6 protein-coding genes are annotated in these 16,664 nt (G+C 62.6%); all 6 read right to left on the reverse strand.

Going from position 1 to position 16,664, the window contains the following annotated elements:
* Positions 1-141 precede the first annotated feature (141 nt).
* The 6 genes from ACSQ20_RS25805 to ACSQ20_RS25830 are packed head-to-tail and all read right to left on the reverse strand — an operon-like array spanning position 142 to position 16,615.
* Positions 142-1,716, reverse strand: coding sequence for a long-chain-fatty-acid--CoA ligase (locus tag ACSQ20_RS25805; protein WP_436025511.1), 1,575 nt, complete (start codon positions 1,714-1,716; stop codon positions 142-144).
* A gap of 4 nt (positions 1,717-1,720) precedes the next feature.
* The gene (locus ACSQ20_RS25810) at positions 1,721-9,184 is read right to left on the reverse strand and encodes an alpha/beta fold hydrolase (RefSeq protein ID WP_436025513.1); all 7,464 of its coding nucleotides are present in this window, start codon (positions 9,182-9,184) and stop codon (positions 1,721-1,723) included.
* Positions 9,185-9,199: 15 nt separating this feature from the next.
* Positions 9,200-9,589: an acyl carrier protein gene (locus ACSQ20_RS25815; RefSeq protein WP_436025515.1), complete on the reverse strand. Its 390-nt coding sequence runs from the start codon at positions 9,587-9,589 to the stop codon at positions 9,200-9,202.
* Positions 9,590-9,616: 27 nt separating this feature from the next.
* Positions 9,617-12,949, reverse strand: coding sequence for an aminotransferase class III-fold pyridoxal phosphate-dependent enzyme (locus ACSQ20_RS25820; RefSeq protein ID WP_436025517.1), 3,333 nt, complete (start codon positions 12,947-12,949; stop codon positions 9,617-9,619).
* The gene (locus tag ACSQ20_RS25825) at positions 12,942-15,779 is read right to left on the reverse strand and encodes a type I polyketide synthase (protein WP_436025519.1); all 2,838 of its coding nucleotides are present in this window, start codon (positions 15,777-15,779) and stop codon (positions 12,942-12,944) included. Before ACSQ20_RS25825 ends, ACSQ20_RS25820 begins: the two co-directional genes overlap by 8 nt.
* Positions 15,779-16,615, reverse strand: a complete 837-nt coding sequence (locus ACSQ20_RS25830; RefSeq protein WP_436025521.1) for a hypothetical protein — start codon at positions 16,613-16,615, stop codon at positions 15,779-15,781. Before ACSQ20_RS25830 ends, ACSQ20_RS25825 begins: the two co-directional genes overlap by 1 nt.
* Positions 16,616-16,664 lie beyond the last annotated feature (49 nt).

Below are 16,664 nucleotides of genomic sequence, written 5' to 3' on the forward strand. Positions count from 1 at the left end.
ATCAGTGCTGCGACAGGAGTAACTTTATGCGCCGGGGCAATCAGGATAAATACTGATTCTGTGAAATGATTTGTCGGCCGTGCAAAACAATCGAAATCGGGGCGGGCAACGCTGCTGGCACCGGTAGCACGTCGGTAACATTCAGTTCACCAGCCGATCGTGGCCGACCCAATGCGGCTCGCGCAGCACGCGCTTCAAGACTTTGCCGGTCGAGTTGCGCGGCAGGCGTTCGACAAGAAATACGTCATAAAGCATCTTGAACGAGGCGATATGCGCGCGCGCGTGCGCCATGACGTCGCCCTTGGTCAACCCAGAGTCCGGCTTGGTAACCACATACGCAACAGGGACTTCTCCCCAGCGCCGATCTGGAATGCCGATGACTGCGGCCTCTTCGATCTGCGGATGCATATGCAGCGCCTGCTCGAGTTCGGCCGGAGAAATGTTTTCGCCGGCCGAAATGATCAGGTCCTTGATGCGGTCGGTGATATGCAGATAGCCGTCAGCGTCGAGATAACCAGCATCGCCGGTAAATATCCATCCGTCCGACAGGGTTTCGGCTGTTTCCTTCGGGCGCTTCCAGTATTCGAGCATGCGGCTCGGCGTGTTAAACACGATCTCGCCGCGCTGCTGGGGCGCGACGTCTCGCCGCTCGCGGTCGACGATGCGCAATTGCACACCTCTGAGCGGTCGGCCCGCCGCACTCGCGCGCTCGCCGCTCATTGCCGCATGTTCGCTTGGCGGCATGAAAATGGCCATATTCGTCGTTTCCGATAAGCCATAGTTTTGCGCAAAGTCGCAGCGAAACACCGACTGCGCTTTCGCAAGCAGCGGCGCGGGCATCGGTGACCCGCCGTAGATGATGAGGTCCACCGATGACAGATTCGTCGATGCGACGGCAGGCTCCGAAAGCACGAATTGCAGCATGGCCGGCACGAATGCGAGCTTGGTGATGCGATGACGTTCTATCGCGGCGAGTGCAGCGGCGCCGCCGAATGCCTTGAGCACGACGCCCGCCGAAGCGTTGACGAGATTGTGAACGGTCCACCAGAGCCCGCCGACATGAAAGGTTGGCAGTGCTAACAAACCGACGTCGCCCGGGCGCCATGAAATGAATTCGTCACCGGCCCGCACGATCTCGCGTATCAGATCGAGGAAGCCGCGGTGCGCAAGCACGACGCCCTTCGGCCGGCCGCTGGTTCCACTCGTATAGACCTGCACGACTGGTGCGTCGGGCGTCGCGCTGAATGTCGGGCGTTCGGTCGACGCGGCATCGCGCCATGTCGAGTAATCGATGAACCCTTCCTGCGATGTGCTGCTGTCCATGACGATGGCCGTGCGCACGCGGCCAAGCTTCGAACACCACGTGCGCGCAGCTTCGACCAGCTCGGGCGTGACGAATAGCGCTTGTGTTTCGGCATCGTCGAGAACGAATGCAATTTCGTCCACACCCAGTTTCCAGTTGATCGGCACAAACACCATCCCGGCGCGGGCGCATCCGAACAGCAGTTCGTAGCTCTTTTCGCTATCGAGCCCGACGAACGCGATGCGCGCGCCAGGGGCAAGACCTAGATCGACGAGCGCGTTGGCAACACGGTTCGCGTTTGCTGAAAGTTCGTCATAGGTAGCCGTGCATTCCCCAAAGATCAGTGCGGGAGCGTTGCCATGCAGATCGGGCACGTCGGCCAGTGTCTGTATCGCATCGTAATAGTTATGCATGGTGTTATTCCTGCGTAAGTTTGTCGAAACGTGCATCGAAGCACGCGGCGATGTGCCCGGCGAGTGCCGTTGCCGCATCGGTGTGAAGGTTGTGGCCGCCCTCGATGAACACATGGCTCGAAGCAGGCAACGCGACAAGCGGAGCGAGCAGAGCCGGTGTGTCCGCGAACGCGCTCGATTTTCCGTAGATGCGGGTTGATGGCATACGCAGCGAGCGCAGCACCGCGAGATATTCGTCGAACGCAAGCGACAGATCGACGCCGAATTGATTGCGCAACCGGGCGTCCCACGCCCAGCTGACACCGCCCGGTACGTCGACAGCAATGCGGCGCGCCAATGCAAGCGCCGACGCTTCGTCGAGCTTTGGATGATTGATCGACAGCATGCGCGCGGCGCTTGGAAGGTCGGGGTAGACGGGGTGCTCCGGTGCGGTACGGAGGTAGCGCAAATCAGTGGCGATTCGTTCGAGCGGATCGAGCGTGCTGCGCAGCGTCGGTGCAATCGGTTCGATCATCACGAGATGCGCGACGCGTTCGGGATGCAATGCCGCATACAGTGCGCAGACGGCTGCGCCTGTTGAATGGCCGATCAGTATGAATGGCTCCGTCAGCGCTTCGCGCTCGAGCACATCGGCCAGATCGGTCACGAAGTCGAGCGCGGTCAGGCTCGCACCAGCCGGGGCATGGCTCGACCTGCCGTGGCCGCGCAAGTCCGGTGCGAGTACACCGATGCCGTGCGAAACGAGTTCGACCGCAACGTTGTTCCAGATCGCCGCCTGGTCGAGGATGCCGTGCACGCATACGGCCAGCGGTGCCGATTCGCTTGCTTGCCAACGGCAAATGCCAATTCGTCGGTGCGCGATGTCGATGACTTCATCGCTTAGTACACCTAACGATTCATCGGCGTAAGCGGGTGCCGCAGAACGGGCAGCAGGCTGTGGCTGCGCGCCAGCGAGTGCGACATCGAGCAGATAGGCGCACAGCGCGTCCAGCGTCGGATGCTCGACGAGCACAGCCGCTTCAAGGGTGCAATGCAGCGCCTGTTCGAGCTTGTGCTTGAGTTCGACGGCCATCAGAGAATCGATGCCAAGCGTGCGCAACGGGGTCGCGCTGTCGATCATTTGTGGCGATGGCAGCCCGACGACGGAAGCGATGAAGCCGCGCAATGCTTCGGTCAGCAGTGCGGCGCGCGCATCGGGCTCGGCTTGATGCAGCTTCGCGATCACGTTGCCGCTACTCGCCTGACCCGGTGCCGGAGGCTGGCCGACGAGCGCATAAAACGCCGCGGACTCGGGCTGGACGGCCGTGCGCATGAAACGCTCCCATGCGACGTCGGCGACGACGACTTGCGCGAGATCGCTAAGCGCCGCGTACTCGAGAATCTCTACGCCATCTGTCACCGACAGCCGTCTAAGGCCGACTGCCGCAAAGCGCGCTTCATTGGCCACGCGGGTGCGCTCGGCCATGCCGCCCGCGTCCCACGGGCCCCAATTGATCGATGTTGCCGGGAGCCCCTGTGCGCGGCGATAGTGCGCGAGCGCATCGAGGCTGGCGTTGGCGGCGGCGTAATTCGCTTGACCCGGCGCACCGAACACCGATGCGATCGAGGAAAACATCACGAATAAATCGAGTCGCAAGTGCTGCGTGGCGCGATGCAAATGCCACGCGCCGGCGGCCTTCGCGGTCAGTACGCGCTCGAATTGCGGCCAGCCCTGATTCGCAAGCGTGCCGTCTTCAAGCAGTCCTGCCGCGTGAACGATGCCTGCGAGCGGCAACAACTCGCGTTTCATGCGATCGATCAGCGATGCCACGCTTGCCGCATCCGCCACGTCCACTGGCCATGCGAATAGTTGAGCATCGCCCAGTTCGGTTGCGAGCGATTCAACTGCGCTTTCAACAGGGTGCCGGCTCGCCAGCACGATCTGGCGTGCGCCGCGCGCCGCGAGCCACTTGGCGACTTCGCGACCGAGTGTGCCGAGCCCGCCTGTCACGAGATAGCTGCGATCGGAACGGACCGTATCTGTCGACGGCGCCGATATTTCGTTAGGACTGCTAACAGTCAGTACGACCTTGCCGATTTGGTTGGCCTGCGCCAGGTATCGGAAGGCGGCGTCAGCACGCTCAATCGGGAACGCTTTGCTGGGTAGCGGGTGCAGTTCGCCGGCATCGATTCGACGCATGACTTCGCCGAGCAAGTCGGCTTGCAAGCCGCCGGCCGTGTCGTCGAGTTCGCCGAGATCGAACGACCGATAGACGATGTCCGGGCGATAGGCTGCCATCTGTTCGGCGCTCCAGATGCCGATTTTGCCGATCTCGATGAAACGTCCGCCCGGTGCCAGCACGTCGGCGCTCTTCTCTATGAACGGCCCACTCAAGCTATTGACGACGATATCGACGCCATGGCCTTGAGTGACGCGCATGATCTCGCCGGCGAACTCAACGTTGCGCGAGTGCATGACGTGCGCCACGCCCTGGCGTTTGAGGACATCCCATTTCGCGGGGCTTGCGGTGCCATAGACGATCGCACCGGCACGCTGCGCGATTTGCAGCGCAGCTTGGCCGACACCGCCCGCGCAAGCGTGAATCAATACGCGCTCGCCCGGTTGGATATGCGCGAGGCGCTCGAGGCTGTGGATCGCCGTCATGAATACGGTAGGCAACGCCGCTGCCGCTTCGAAGCTGATGGCAGCGGGCTTGCGATGCACGAGTCGGCTGTCGATGACGACATGGCTCGACATTGCCGATGGCGCCATCGCGACGACGTCGTCGCCCACGCGGAGATGCCGCACGCCAGCGCCGATGCGTACGATCTTTCCGGCGCATTCGAATCCGAGCGGCTGATCGAGCGCGGCAATAATGCCATGACGTTCGCTGAATTCGCGCAGCATGCCGAGGCTAAAGAGGACATCCTTGAAGTTCAGCGCCGATGCACAGACTTCGATCTCGACTTCCTGATCGCTCGGCGTGATACGTTCGAATGGAATCAACGCGAGCCGATCGAATGCGCCGTACTCGGTTGCCCGCAGACGGAAGGCGTCCTTGGGCCTCGTAAGCAGATGCGCGCGCGGCAGCGACTTAAGTGCCGCAAGTCGCGCGACATAGCGACGTGCACGTCGATATGCGATCTGCGGCTCGGCGGCGGGGGCCAGCAATTCGTCCACGAGATCGGACGGCAACGCGCTCTCGTGTGGCGGCAGATCGATGCAAGTGCAGCGGAGCGACGGATATTCGAGTGCTGCCGTGCGCGCGAGACCCCATAGCATCGCTTGTACGGCATCGGCTGGACCTTCGCCATCGACCGTCTGGGCGCCGGCGGTTACGAACCAAAGACGCGGGGCGGTGGCTTCGTGCTGGAGCGTGCCGAGCGCTTGCGTGAGGGCCAGCGCGCGCATACAGGTCTGGGCTTGCGCCCGCTCGAATGCGTCGGTTACTTCGTTGTCCTGAATATCGCGCCCGGCCTCGCTCTCTGTGGAAGACAGGAGAACCACGCCCGCAAGCGGTATTTTGTGCTGCGTGAAGCGTGCTTCGATCGTATGCGTGATGTCGCCGCGTGTCATTCGTTCGGACTCCTCACGATCGATCAGCACGACGATCTGATCGCGACGAGTCAATGCATCGGCAAGTTGCCGCGCACGCGGCGTGCGGTCGGCGAGTAACAGCCAACCGCCGCCAATGTCGGCTCGCTTCATTGAAGCAGGACGGGGCTGCGGCATCCAATTGCGGCTATAGAGCATCCGCTTCCATGCGGCCGTGGCGAACGTCAGTGCGCGGCGGTCCACCGGCACGGCCTGAAGGCCTTCGATCGACGCAATCAAGCGCCCACCGCCGTCGTACAAGCGGAGGTCGGCCGTGACGCGTGTGTCGCCTGGCGTGCGCTCGCGCGCGACGGCGTGGCTCCATAGTTCGCTGCCGACGGTGCCGTGCACGCTTAGGCGTTCGACAGCGACCGGAAGGTAAGCGATATCCGCGCCGAGATCGGGGAAGATCGCGCCAACGGCCTGAAAGCAACCGTCGAGTAGGGCCGGATGAATCACATGCCGGTTCAGGTCCGCCGCAGCGACCGCGACGCAAGCGAGGCTTGCACGCTCCGCCGCGATACGCGAAACGCTGCGTACGCTGCGAAACGCGGGGCCGTAGTCGAGCCCGAGCGCAGCGTAGCGTTCGTAAAAGGCATCGACGTCGATCGACGTGCCGGCACGCGCAAACCGTGACGATAACGCCGTCAAGTCGATCTGTGCTTGCGCGCGGTGGGTCTGGCTGTGCGCTGTCGATAGCGCCGGGTCGAGTTCGCCCGATACGTGTACCCGCCACTCAGCGGAGGCCGACGCATCGGTATCGCCGTCGTCGATGGACTCGCCCGGAAGGCTGACGATGCGCCACGCGAAGCGACGCGTATCGACGCTGCGCGTCAGCACCGTTTGTACGAGCGTTGGCCGCTCTTGTGCGAGCACCAACGCTGCCTGGATCGATACGTCGATCAGCGTTGTTTCGCGGTCTGGATACTGCGCTGCGGCTGCGGCAAGTGCCATGTCGAGATACGCGGCCGCCGGCACGACGATCTTGCCGTAGACGCGGTGATCGCGTAAAAACGCGCGCTCGCGCGTTGACAGCAGTGATTGAAAGAGCGCCTCGTCGGGCCCGATCACAGCGGCTCGAACAGGGTTCCCCAGCAGGGGGTGAGCGGCGCGTGCACTTGCGACGGTAAGCGCAAGCTCCGAGCCGGCGTGCGTTGCCGGTGTCTCGGGCAACCAATGCCGTACCCGTTCGAACGGATAACCGGGCAGTACCAGCCGCTGCGGCGCGGGCTGCTCGAGTCGGCCCGCGCGCCGCCAATCGGCGTGCACGCCAGCGACAAACAGTTGGCCGAGTGCCGCGAGCAGTGTCTGCCAGTCACCGCTGCCGCGACGCAGCGACGCGATTGCGTGAACGGGTTGCTCGATCGTGCAAGCGCGTGCCAGCGCGGCCAGCGTCGTACCGGGGCCGATTTCGAGCACGATAGCGGCCCGATGTTCGGCGAGTGTGGCCATTGCGCGCGCGAAGTCGACTGGCGCGAGCACGTGATCGACCCAATAGTTCGGTGTACTAACGATATCGGTTGCGAGCGCTCCGGTTACCGTGGACACAAAGCCGCAGTTTGCGGGTGCATACGAGACGGAATTGGCTACCTCGCGAAACGCCTCCAGCATCGGGCGCATCAGCGGCGAATGAAACGCGTGCGAGACATCGAGCAGCCGTGGCTCGTCGATGCCAAGCGTGTCCCGAAGGCGCTGGCAGGCGGTGAGCAGCGCCTCGCGCTTGCCGGAGAGGACCGTTTGCATTGGCGCATTGCACGCGGCAATTGACAACTCGCCCTCGAAGCCGATGATGGCTGCGGCGACGGCTTCACGCGGCGCCGCGAGCGCTGCCATCGCACCGCCCGCGGGCAATGCCTGCATCAGCCGGCCACGCGCGGCCACCAACCGTGCGCCGTCCTCGACGCTAAAGACATCGGCGATGCATGCGGCCGCGAATTCGCCGATGCTGTGACCGACGACGAAAGCGGGCTTCACGCCCCAGCTTTGCCATAGCCGTGCCAATGCATACTCGACTGCGAAAAGGCTTGGCTGCGTATAGCGAGTTTCCGAAAGCCGATGCGTTGCGCCGCCCCAGAGCACGTCGCATAACGGCACGTCGAGTTCATTGACAAGCGCCGCGGCGCATTGGTCGATCGCATCGCGGAAAACGGGATGGAATTCATAGAGGCTATGTGCCATCCCGCTGTACTGCGCGCCTTGGCCCGAAAACGCGAAAACGACGAACGGCTCGACTGCCGGGGCGATATTCCGGGCGAGCGCGGGTGGTGCGACCGCTTCGATGTGACGAAGATGCGCTGCGAACTCCGCAGCATTTGACGCTGTCACCGCGAGGCGATGTGGCAAATGCGCTCGGCCGTTCGCCGCCGTATAGCAGACTGCATCGATATCGAGCGTTGGCTCCTTGGTGAGATAGTCGGCGTACCGGTGTGCGAGTGCGGTCAGCGCCGTTTCACTGCGAGCGGAAAGGCAAAGCAAATGCAGGGGTTGCTGGGCGCTTTCGGTCGAAGTCGCGCCGTCAGCGTGCGCCATATACGGCGCGCCTTCGATCACGACATGGGCGTTGGTGCCGCTGAATCCAAAGCTGCTCACTCCGCCGATGCGGCGCGCGACCGGCCAGGCTACAGGTTCGCGCACGACCGACAACGGCAGTTGCTCCCACGCGACGCGGGAATTGAGTTGTCCTAACCGAGGGTAACCGGGAATCGTGTCGTGTTCGAGCGACAAGACAAGCTTGATGACGCCGGCCATGCCGGCCGCGAGTTCAAGGTGGCCGATCAGGCTTTTCACGGAGCCAAGGTACACCGGGTCACGCGGGCTATGGCTCGCACGGAACACGTCACCCAATGCCTGTACTTCGATTGGATCGCCAAGCGGCGTGCCGGTGCCGTGTGCCTCGATGTAGCCGACTTCCTCTGGTTTGACGCGGCCATCCTCGAGCGCGCGACGAATCAACGCGGCTTGGGCGAGACCATTGGGCACCGTCAATCCCGAACTTGCACCATCCTGATTGATCGCGCTGCCGCGGATGATGGCGTGTATGCGGTCACCGTCTGCGCGCGCACGTTGCAGTGTTTTGAGCACGAGCGCCGCGGCGCCTTCCGAGCGAACATAGCCGTTGGCGCGTTCGTCGAACGTCTGGCAGCGGCCGTCGGGCGACATCATGCGTGCTTTTGAGAATGCAATCGTCGCTTCGGGCGCGAGCACCAGGTTCGCACTGACCGCAAGCGCGATGCCGCATTCGCCGGTGCGCAAGCTTCGCACCGCATGATGAATGGCAACGAGCGCCGACGAACAGGCGGTATCGATCGAAACGCACGGTCCATGCAGCCCGAGCGTGTAGGCAATGCGCCCCGCGATAACGCTCGACACACTGCCAGTGCCCCAGTAGGCGTTCAGATTCGCCGGGTTCTGCGCGGCCATACGCATATAGTCGGAGCAGGTGACACCGGCGAACACACCTGCGTCCGAGCCTTCGAGGCTGGTGGGGGCAATGGCGGCGTGCTCGAGCGCGCTCCAGGACAGTTCGAGCAGCAAGCGCTGCTGCGGGTCCATCAATGCCGCTTCGCGAGGGGAAATATTAAAAAATGCTGCGTCGAACAGGTCGACGCCGTCGATGAAACCGCCTCGGCGTGTCGACATCTTGCCGGGTGCGTCGGGGTCGGCGTGATAGAGCGCGTCGATATCCCAGCGCTCTGGCGGCACGTCCGACACTGCTTCGCGTCCTTCGCAAAGCAAGTCCCAATAAGCATCGAGGTTCTCCGCACCGGGAAAGCGGCAGGCCATGCCGACGATGGCGATGGGTTGCGCGTGCGCTTCGCTGATGGCATCGAGTTTGTCTTCGAGCTGTTCGATGACCTTGAATGCGCGGACCAGATCGCTTGAATGAGATGTCATGGATCAATCGCCGGCTTACACGCCGTACTTGTTGAAGGTGTCTCGCAAACGTGACTCGAAGCCGTCGTCGGGTGCGTCGCGCGTTGGTTCGGACTCCTTAGCATCTGTTGTGGCCGACATCGTGTCGACGAGATGCGTGGCCAGCCGCTCGGGTGTCGGGTAATCGAACAGAAGCGTGACGGAAAGCATCTGGCCGAGGGCTTCCTCCAGATCTTCCTTCAGAGCGAGTGCACGTTTCGAATCGATGCCGAGGGCAGCAAAGCGCGAATGCGCGTGCACGACGGCAGCGTCGTTTTCGATAAACAAGGCTTCGCAGAGCTGCCCGACGATGTAGTCCGTCAAAAGCGGAACGCGCAGCGGCGCGGGCGTCTGTGCAAAGCGGCTTGCGAGAGGCGAGTCAGGCATGGCGATCTTCTCCGGTGTCTGATGACGTCAAGCGGGCAGAGCGGAAGGCTGCGTCGCCACGCTTGCTTCGTTTTCGATGAGTTTCGCAAGCAAATAGAGCCATCCATAGGCAAGCTCCGCGCTCAACAGATCGCTGTTGTAGTCGAGTTCGATACGGATGCCATCGGGCAGCAGAAAAACGTTGAACATCAGATCGAATTCGATCCACCGATTGACAGGGGCAACGAGAACAGGGGTACTGCCGCCGAACGATGGCATCTGCGTAAGCGGTTCGACGTTGAACGTGACTTCGACAGGTTGCCCGCTGCGATCGGGCGAATGCGTGCGATAAAGGTCGCAGAGCATGTGATACGGAAAACGCGAATGACTCATCAGCTCGCTCATGACTTTGCGGGCAGTGGCGAGCACGTCGTCGAACGGCGCGCTTGCATCCGACGTCGGTACGACGAAGGGGAGATTCACGCAATTGCCGATCAGCTCGCGCGATGCCGCCGTGCGGTTGGCAAACGGCAAGCCGATGATCGGCGCGCGGCCGGAATAGACGCGGCTCAGCAATGACTGAACGCAAGCGAGCAGCCAGGTGAACGTCGTCACGCCGCTGCGCTTCGCTTGCATCGAGACCTTCTCACTCAGCGTGGCGTCGAGCGTGACGTTCGCGCGTGCGCCCGGCCGCGCCGATATCGCATCGCTATGGCCAACTGGGCTTGATGCGGCCTGTGCACGGTAGGCAATCGCGCGTTCGACGGCCTCGGTCCAATAGTGCAGGTCCGCCGTGTATCGCTCGCTGGTGCGATAGGCCGCTTCCTGCGTGATCCATGCGTGGTAAGAGGCGGCCGGCTTCGGTTGCGCACCGTTGTAACGGCGTGCGATTTCATCGAGCAGCACGCCGAGGCTCCAGCCGTCGCAGGCCAGATGATGCAGCGACAGCGTCAGCAACGCTTCGCCACGTGCGAACGTATGCAACTGCGCGCGCGCGTTTTGCCCGTTTTCCATCAGTAGCGGACGGACTTGTTCGCGGTTCGCGAGGTCGATGGCAAATGCTGCGTCCGGTGCCCGGGTGTGACCGATGCGCTCGATTTCGAATGCGTTCGCCACACCGAGGGTTTGCACGCGCGAGTCGAGATCGAAGCGCGCGCCGAGCGCGTCATGCGCCCGAATCGCATCTTCGGTGCAGGCGACGAGTCGCTCGGCATCGACGGGTTCATCAAAGCGGAACGCGAACGACACGTTGTTCGCTATGCGCCCCTCCGGACGCGAGCGCTCGAGTGCGAAAAACCGCTGTTGCGCGTCTGATAGCGCAATGGGTTCGCTTTCCGGCACCGCGGACACCGCGGACACGTCGCGCGCGCCTTTCGCATCGACGGCGGCGGTCTTCGTTTCGACGAGTGGAATCAGTTCGAGCGGCGCCAGCGTGCGGCAGATGTCACGCACGGTGTCGACGAGTCGGTCGATGTCTTGCGCCGAATGCGCTGCCGACACGAAGCAGTTGCGACCTTCCCAGATATAGATGCCGTTGGCAAGCAGGTGGTAGAAGAACAGATCGAGGTTGCCGTTCGACGCGAAGCGAAAGAGCGAACTGAACTGCTCGATGGTGATATCGACACCGAGCTCTTCGAACACCGCGATCAAGCGCTCGGCCAACACGCGTGTGGCCTCGTTCAAGCGCGGATAAAAGTTCGGATCGGTCTGCTCTATCTGCGCGAGATGTTCGAGCACTGCAAGCGACGCTGCCATCGTCAATGGATGTTTCGAAAACGTGCCGGCGAAGAAGATCGTTGGCTTCTCGGGATAACTGTTGTCACCGAATTGCCACCAGCCTCCATCGATGCCGTCCATGCAGGCAGCCGTGCCAGCGACGACGCCAATCGGCATGCCGCCACCGATGATCTTGCCGTAGGTGCAAAGATCGGCGCGCACCCCGAAATATTCCTGTGCGCCGCCGCGCGCACAACGAAAGCCGCTAATCACCTCGTCGAAAATCAGCGCAATGCCATGCGCGCGCGTGATCTCACGCAACTGCGCAAGGAACGCCTTTGGATCGACGGACGGTGCGCGGCTTTGCACCGGCTCGACCATCACGACTCCGATTTGCTCATGATGCGCGGCGATGTAATCGAGCGATGCGCGCTCGCAGTAATCGAGGACGATCGTATCGGCCACGAGCGATTCCGGTGTGCCCGGGCTCGCGGGCCGCGTGATGCCGTGCGCCGCGCTGCGCGCGAGGAACGCATCGAAGCTGCCGTGGTAGGAGTGCTTGAAGATGACAAGCTTGTCGCGACCCGCCGCGAGCCGTGCCAATCGCACGGCGGTCATCGTCGCTTCGGTGCCCGAGTTGCAGAACACGACCCGCTCGTGACCGGTCAACTCGGCGATGAGTTCGGCTACTCGGCCCGCCATAGGGGACTGCGGACCGATGGGCATACCGCGATCGAGTTGCGAGCGCACGCGCTCCATGACGAACGAGGGTGCGTGTCCAAATAAATGCACGCCGAAGCCCATCGTGAAGTCGAGGTAACGGTTGCCATCGACATCGACGAGATGCGCGCCTTGCGCCGCCTCGGCCAGCACGGGATAGACAAGCTCCTTGAGCAACGGGCGAAAGCCTGCCGATACACGGTTGTCGGCCAGGCTGCGCCGGTAGTCTTGCGCAGCGCGTTTCGAGGTCGGAGTGCGAGCGTTGTGCTGCTCAGCCAACGCGGCGATATGCGCGACTTTTTTCGCATCCTCGCTGCGTTGATCGGCTTCCAGGCGCACAGCGAAGGCACTGAATCGATCGCGTCCCGTCGGCTCTGGCGGTGAGGCATCAGCCGGCATCGAAGCTGGCGCAGCAGGCGATACGGCAGGTGGTGCAGCGACACGTGTCGAAGCCGGCGCCCGCGCGATGACGGTCGGTGCCTTTGCCGTGCCGCTCAGTAGCGCGAGTTGGCGCTCCATCAGTTCGAGTTGGCGCCGGACGATTTGTTCGATCGGATCTGTTTCGGTTTCGGCTTGCGTCCCGGATTCGGTTTGCATTGCCATCGGCACCGCTTCGGCTTGCGCTTCGGCGCGCGTCGATACCACAACGTCAGTCGGAACGGAGGTCGACAGCGCCTCCTCGTATTGCCCGTTCGCATGCAGATAGCGGGCGACCTTATCGATCGTGTTCACGCTTTCATACATTTCGCCGACCGAAAGCATGACCCGATACCGGCGATTGATGTCCTGCAACGTTTCGGCGAGGATCAGCGAATCGGCGCCCATATCGACAAACGGGCAGTGCGGATCGATATGCGCCGCTTGCTGACCAAGACTGTGCGCGAGTTCGCCGACGATGTGCTCGACGATGCGTGCGATAGTGGTTTCGGGGTGCACGTCAGGCATGACTATCCTCTTTCGATTGCGCGGGCTGAGCGCGCTTCGACGCGAGCAAGGCCAATTGGCTTTGCATCACATCGAGTTGAAGCGCCACGACGCTGCGTTGCGTCGATGGCAGCGGCGATGAATTGGTTTGACTTGGACGACTTGTCGATACGTGTGCCGCTTTTTCCGCATCGACCTGCGTTGCCTGTGCGAATGCCCAGAAACGTTGCGAGCGCAACGTGCGGGCCGGCAAACTCGCATATGCGGTGCGCGGTACGATCGCATCAAGTTTTAAATCGCAACCACATGCGAAGAGCCGCCCGAACGCGGTGAGGCATTCGGTGACATCATCGTGGCCGCGTTGCAGCAGCGAAAATGCGTCGACGCCGGCCGCACGGTGATCGCGCGAAATGAGTTTGGACAACGAACGATCGGGGCCGAGTTCGACGAAAACATCGATCTTTTGTGCAATGAGCGTATCGATGCCCTGCGCGAAGGCGACGGGCGCGAGCAGTTGACGGCTCCAGTAGTCGGAACCCGGCGACAGCGTATCGAGCAGCGTCCCATCGAGGTTCGATACCACTGGCACGCGGGCGGGCCGCGCAGCGATCGATCGCGTGAATGCGCCGAGCGCTTGCGCTGCGGTGCCGAGCCCAGGCGTATGAAACGCATGGCGCGACGGCAGCCGCCGCGCAAGAATGCTTTGCGCGGCAAGCGTCGCTTCGAACGATTCGATCGCGCTCTGCTCACCGCTGATAGTGACCGACGTCGCGCCGTTGACCGCGCAAAGATGCACCGGCAAGCGCGAATGTGCAATCAACGAACGCACGGATGCCTCGGTGGCGAATACGCTCGTCATTGCGCCCGCTGGGCCATGCGCCTGCATCAGACGAGCGCGCTCGTGCACGAGCGCGACAGCGTCGCCCAGATCGAACATGCCGGCCACGGCCTGCGCGACGAGCTCGCCGAGGCTGTGTCCGATCATCGCCACGGGCTCGATTCCCGCGGACATCAGCAAACGCGCAAGCGCATGCTCGAGACAAAAGAGCGCGAGCTGGGCCAGATGCGTGTCCGCAAGCATGCGTTCGGCACCGGCTTCGCCACCATGAAGCAGCGCGTTGATGCCGAAGCCGGAGTGGCGTTCGATGTGCGTGGCGCACTCGTCATATGCGTCGCGAAACACTGCGTTGCAGGCGTACAATTGCGCGCCCATGCCTGCATACTGGCTGCCTTGTCCCGTGAACACGAAGGCGACGCGGGGTGCATGTGGCCGCGATGCGTGCACGTGTGCGACATCGAGCGCGCGCAGTTGCCGAATGGCACTCTCGCGATCGGCGGCGACAATTGCCGTGCGATGACGCAAAGCGTCGCGCCGATACGCCAGCGCACTGGCGACTCCCGAAAGCGGCACACGGCCAGCCTCGATCTGATCGGCGAGGCGCCGCGCATCGGCCTGTGCCAACTGGGCATCATGCGTCGATAACAGCAGCAATGCGGGATGCTGTTCACGCACTTCGTCATCGACCCTTCGCCCGGGTGCGCGAGCGAGAATCGCGTGCGCATTCGAGCCGCCGAAGCCGAACGAACTCACGCCGATACAGCCGCCTTCCCGAAGCGGCAACGACGACTGCGTGATCTGCAGTCGGCCTCGTGCCTGGTCGATGAATTCGTTATACGGCGGCTCGACGGCATGCGCCACGATGGTGCGGTGCTCGAGCATCAGCATCGCCTTGATAAGCCCGCCCATGCCTGCCGCCGCTTCCATGTGCCCGACGTTGGCTTTAGCCGAGCCCACATGGCACCGCGCGCTTGGCTCGGCCGCGAAGACATCGCGCAGCGCATTGAATTCGATCGCATCGCCGAGTTTCGTGCCGGTGCCGTGCGTTTCGACATAGGCAATGTCGGTAGGGCCGACGCCGGCGCGCTTCATCGCGGCGCAAATGACCTCGCGCTGGCTAACGCCGTTCGGCGCGGTGATGCCGTTACTGCGGCCATCCTGATTGACGGCGGCTGAAAGGATCAGGCATCGCGGCTGCGCGTCGGCGAGCAATGGGCTCCCGGCCGCGGCAAGCACGATGACGCCTACGCCTTCGGCTCGGCCATAGCCATCAGCATGCGCGCTGAATGTATTGCATCTGCCCGAGGGCGAAAGCATGCCCGCTTGCGAAAATGCAAGCGTCAGGTCGGGCGAGACGATGATGTTGACCCCACCGACGATTGCCAGATCAATGTCGTCATGCGCGAGCGCAAGCTGTGCCATATGCAGCGCAGAAAGCGATGAAGAGCAAGCGGTATCGACGGTGAAGCTCGGCCCTTTGAGGTTGTAGTAGTACGAAATGCGATTGGCAAGGAGGCTGTGCGAATTACCTATGCCATGATAGGCATCAATGGTGTCGCGGCTTCGGCTCGCCAGCATCATGTGGTCGTTGCTGCCCGCGCCGATGAACACACCCACCGACATCGCGCGCAGCGCAGCGCGCGTGAGCCCCGCGTCTTCGAGCGCATCGTGTGTGACGCTCAGCAACAAGCGCTGCTGCGGATCGAGCTTGGCCGCTTCACGCGGCGCGATGCCGAAATGATCGGCATCGAACCCCGCGATGTCGCGCAAGTAGCCGCCTTTGAGCGTGCTCACGCGCGAGGCAAGGCGGGCATCGCTCAGCGCCGACCAGAGATCGACCCGCTCGGCATCGGGATCGGCCGCAACGGCGCGGCCGGCCAGCAGCAACTGCCAGTATTCGTCGATAGAGTCCGCGCCGGGAAAGCGGCAGGCCGCGCCGATGATAGCGGCCGCCGGCGCATGCCCGTGATCGCGTGCCGACTCGTTCCGCGGCCCGGCAGCGTCGTTTCGCATTATTGCGCCGTGCCGCGTGCAAGCAGCGAATCGAAGAGTGTCGCCCAGGTATCGAGCAACGAGACGGTGAAGCGCTGGAGTTCATCGCGGCGTGTGGACGTGAGTGCTTGGCGCACGATGTACCAGCTGTCTTCGGAATGATCGTCGTCGACTGAATGGCCGTGCTCGTCTTCGATATGCACTGAGTGATAACCGTGTGGCGCGCTCAGCGCCGGGCAAACATGGATGCTGTTGTGCGCCCACGGCGTGTAGTACGGCATGAATACCGTTTCTATACAGGCAAGCAGTGTGGCGAGCAGCAGATGGTCGTTCTGATTGTTGTCGAGCGTCGCACGCGTGGCACGCGCTTCGGGAGACGGCACATGCTCGCGCCATTGCGCCTCGGTCAGGCCGAGCGTGTTCATCGCATCGGCCAGCAGCCAGTAATGCGCGAATGATGGATGGCCGACATATCGGCCATTGTCGGAGCCGCCGAGCTCGAAGCCGATTTCGTCGAGCACGTTCAGCTGAACGAGAAAGCGCGCCGATAACTTCGCTTTGTATCCGAGCGTCGGCTCCAGTTGCGAAGCGGTTTGCATCAGCCTCAACAGCGATTCGCTGAACACTTCGAGAAATGCCGCGCGCACTTCCATATGCACGAGACGGATGCCATCGAGCGTGAACTGATGATTGCGCCAAGCATCGAGAATCGGATGGCGGTGCAGATGATGCGTGAGGACCGTCTCTTTGACGAGCCGGCGTGTGAATGCCTCGTTGTCTTCCCAAAGGGCCGGGTCGATGCTTTCCTTGACCAATTGACGCGCGGCTTGGCGCGAGTCGATTTCGCGTGCTGTCATTTGTCGATGTCCTCGTGTGTGCGTGTAGAGAGAAATTAAGCTCGCGAGA

The organism is Trinickia sp. LjRoot230 (genome assembly GCF_964253315.1).
GTDB lineage: Bacteria > Pseudomonadota > Gammaproteobacteria > Burkholderiales > Burkholderiaceae > Trinickia.

Bases quoted from the DNA above. Each gene is read 5' to 3' on its own strand.
- ACSQ20_RS25810 (WP_436025513.1), bottom strand. From the start codon at position 9,184: ATGACATCTCATTCAAGCGATCTGGTCCGCGCATTCAAGGTCATCGAA.
- ACSQ20_RS25805 (WP_436025511.1), bottom strand. From the start codon at position 1,716: ATGCATAACTATTACGATGCGATACAGACACTGGCCGACGTGCCCGAT.
- ACSQ20_RS25820 (WP_436025517.1), bottom strand. From the start codon at position 12,949: ATGCCTGACGTGCACCCCGAAACCACTATCGCACGCATCGTCGAGCAC.
- ACSQ20_RS25815 (WP_436025515.1), bottom strand. From the start codon at position 9,589: ATGCCTGACTCGCCTCTCGCAAGCCGCTTTGCACAGACGCCCGCGCCG.
- ACSQ20_RS25825 (WP_436025519.1), bottom strand. From the start codon at position 15,779: ATGCGAAACGACGCTGCCGGGCCGCGGAACGAGTCGGCACGCGATCAC.
- ACSQ20_RS25830 (WP_436025521.1), bottom strand. From the start codon at position 16,615: ATGACAGCACGCGAAATCGACTCGCGCCAAGCCGCGCGTCAATTGGTC.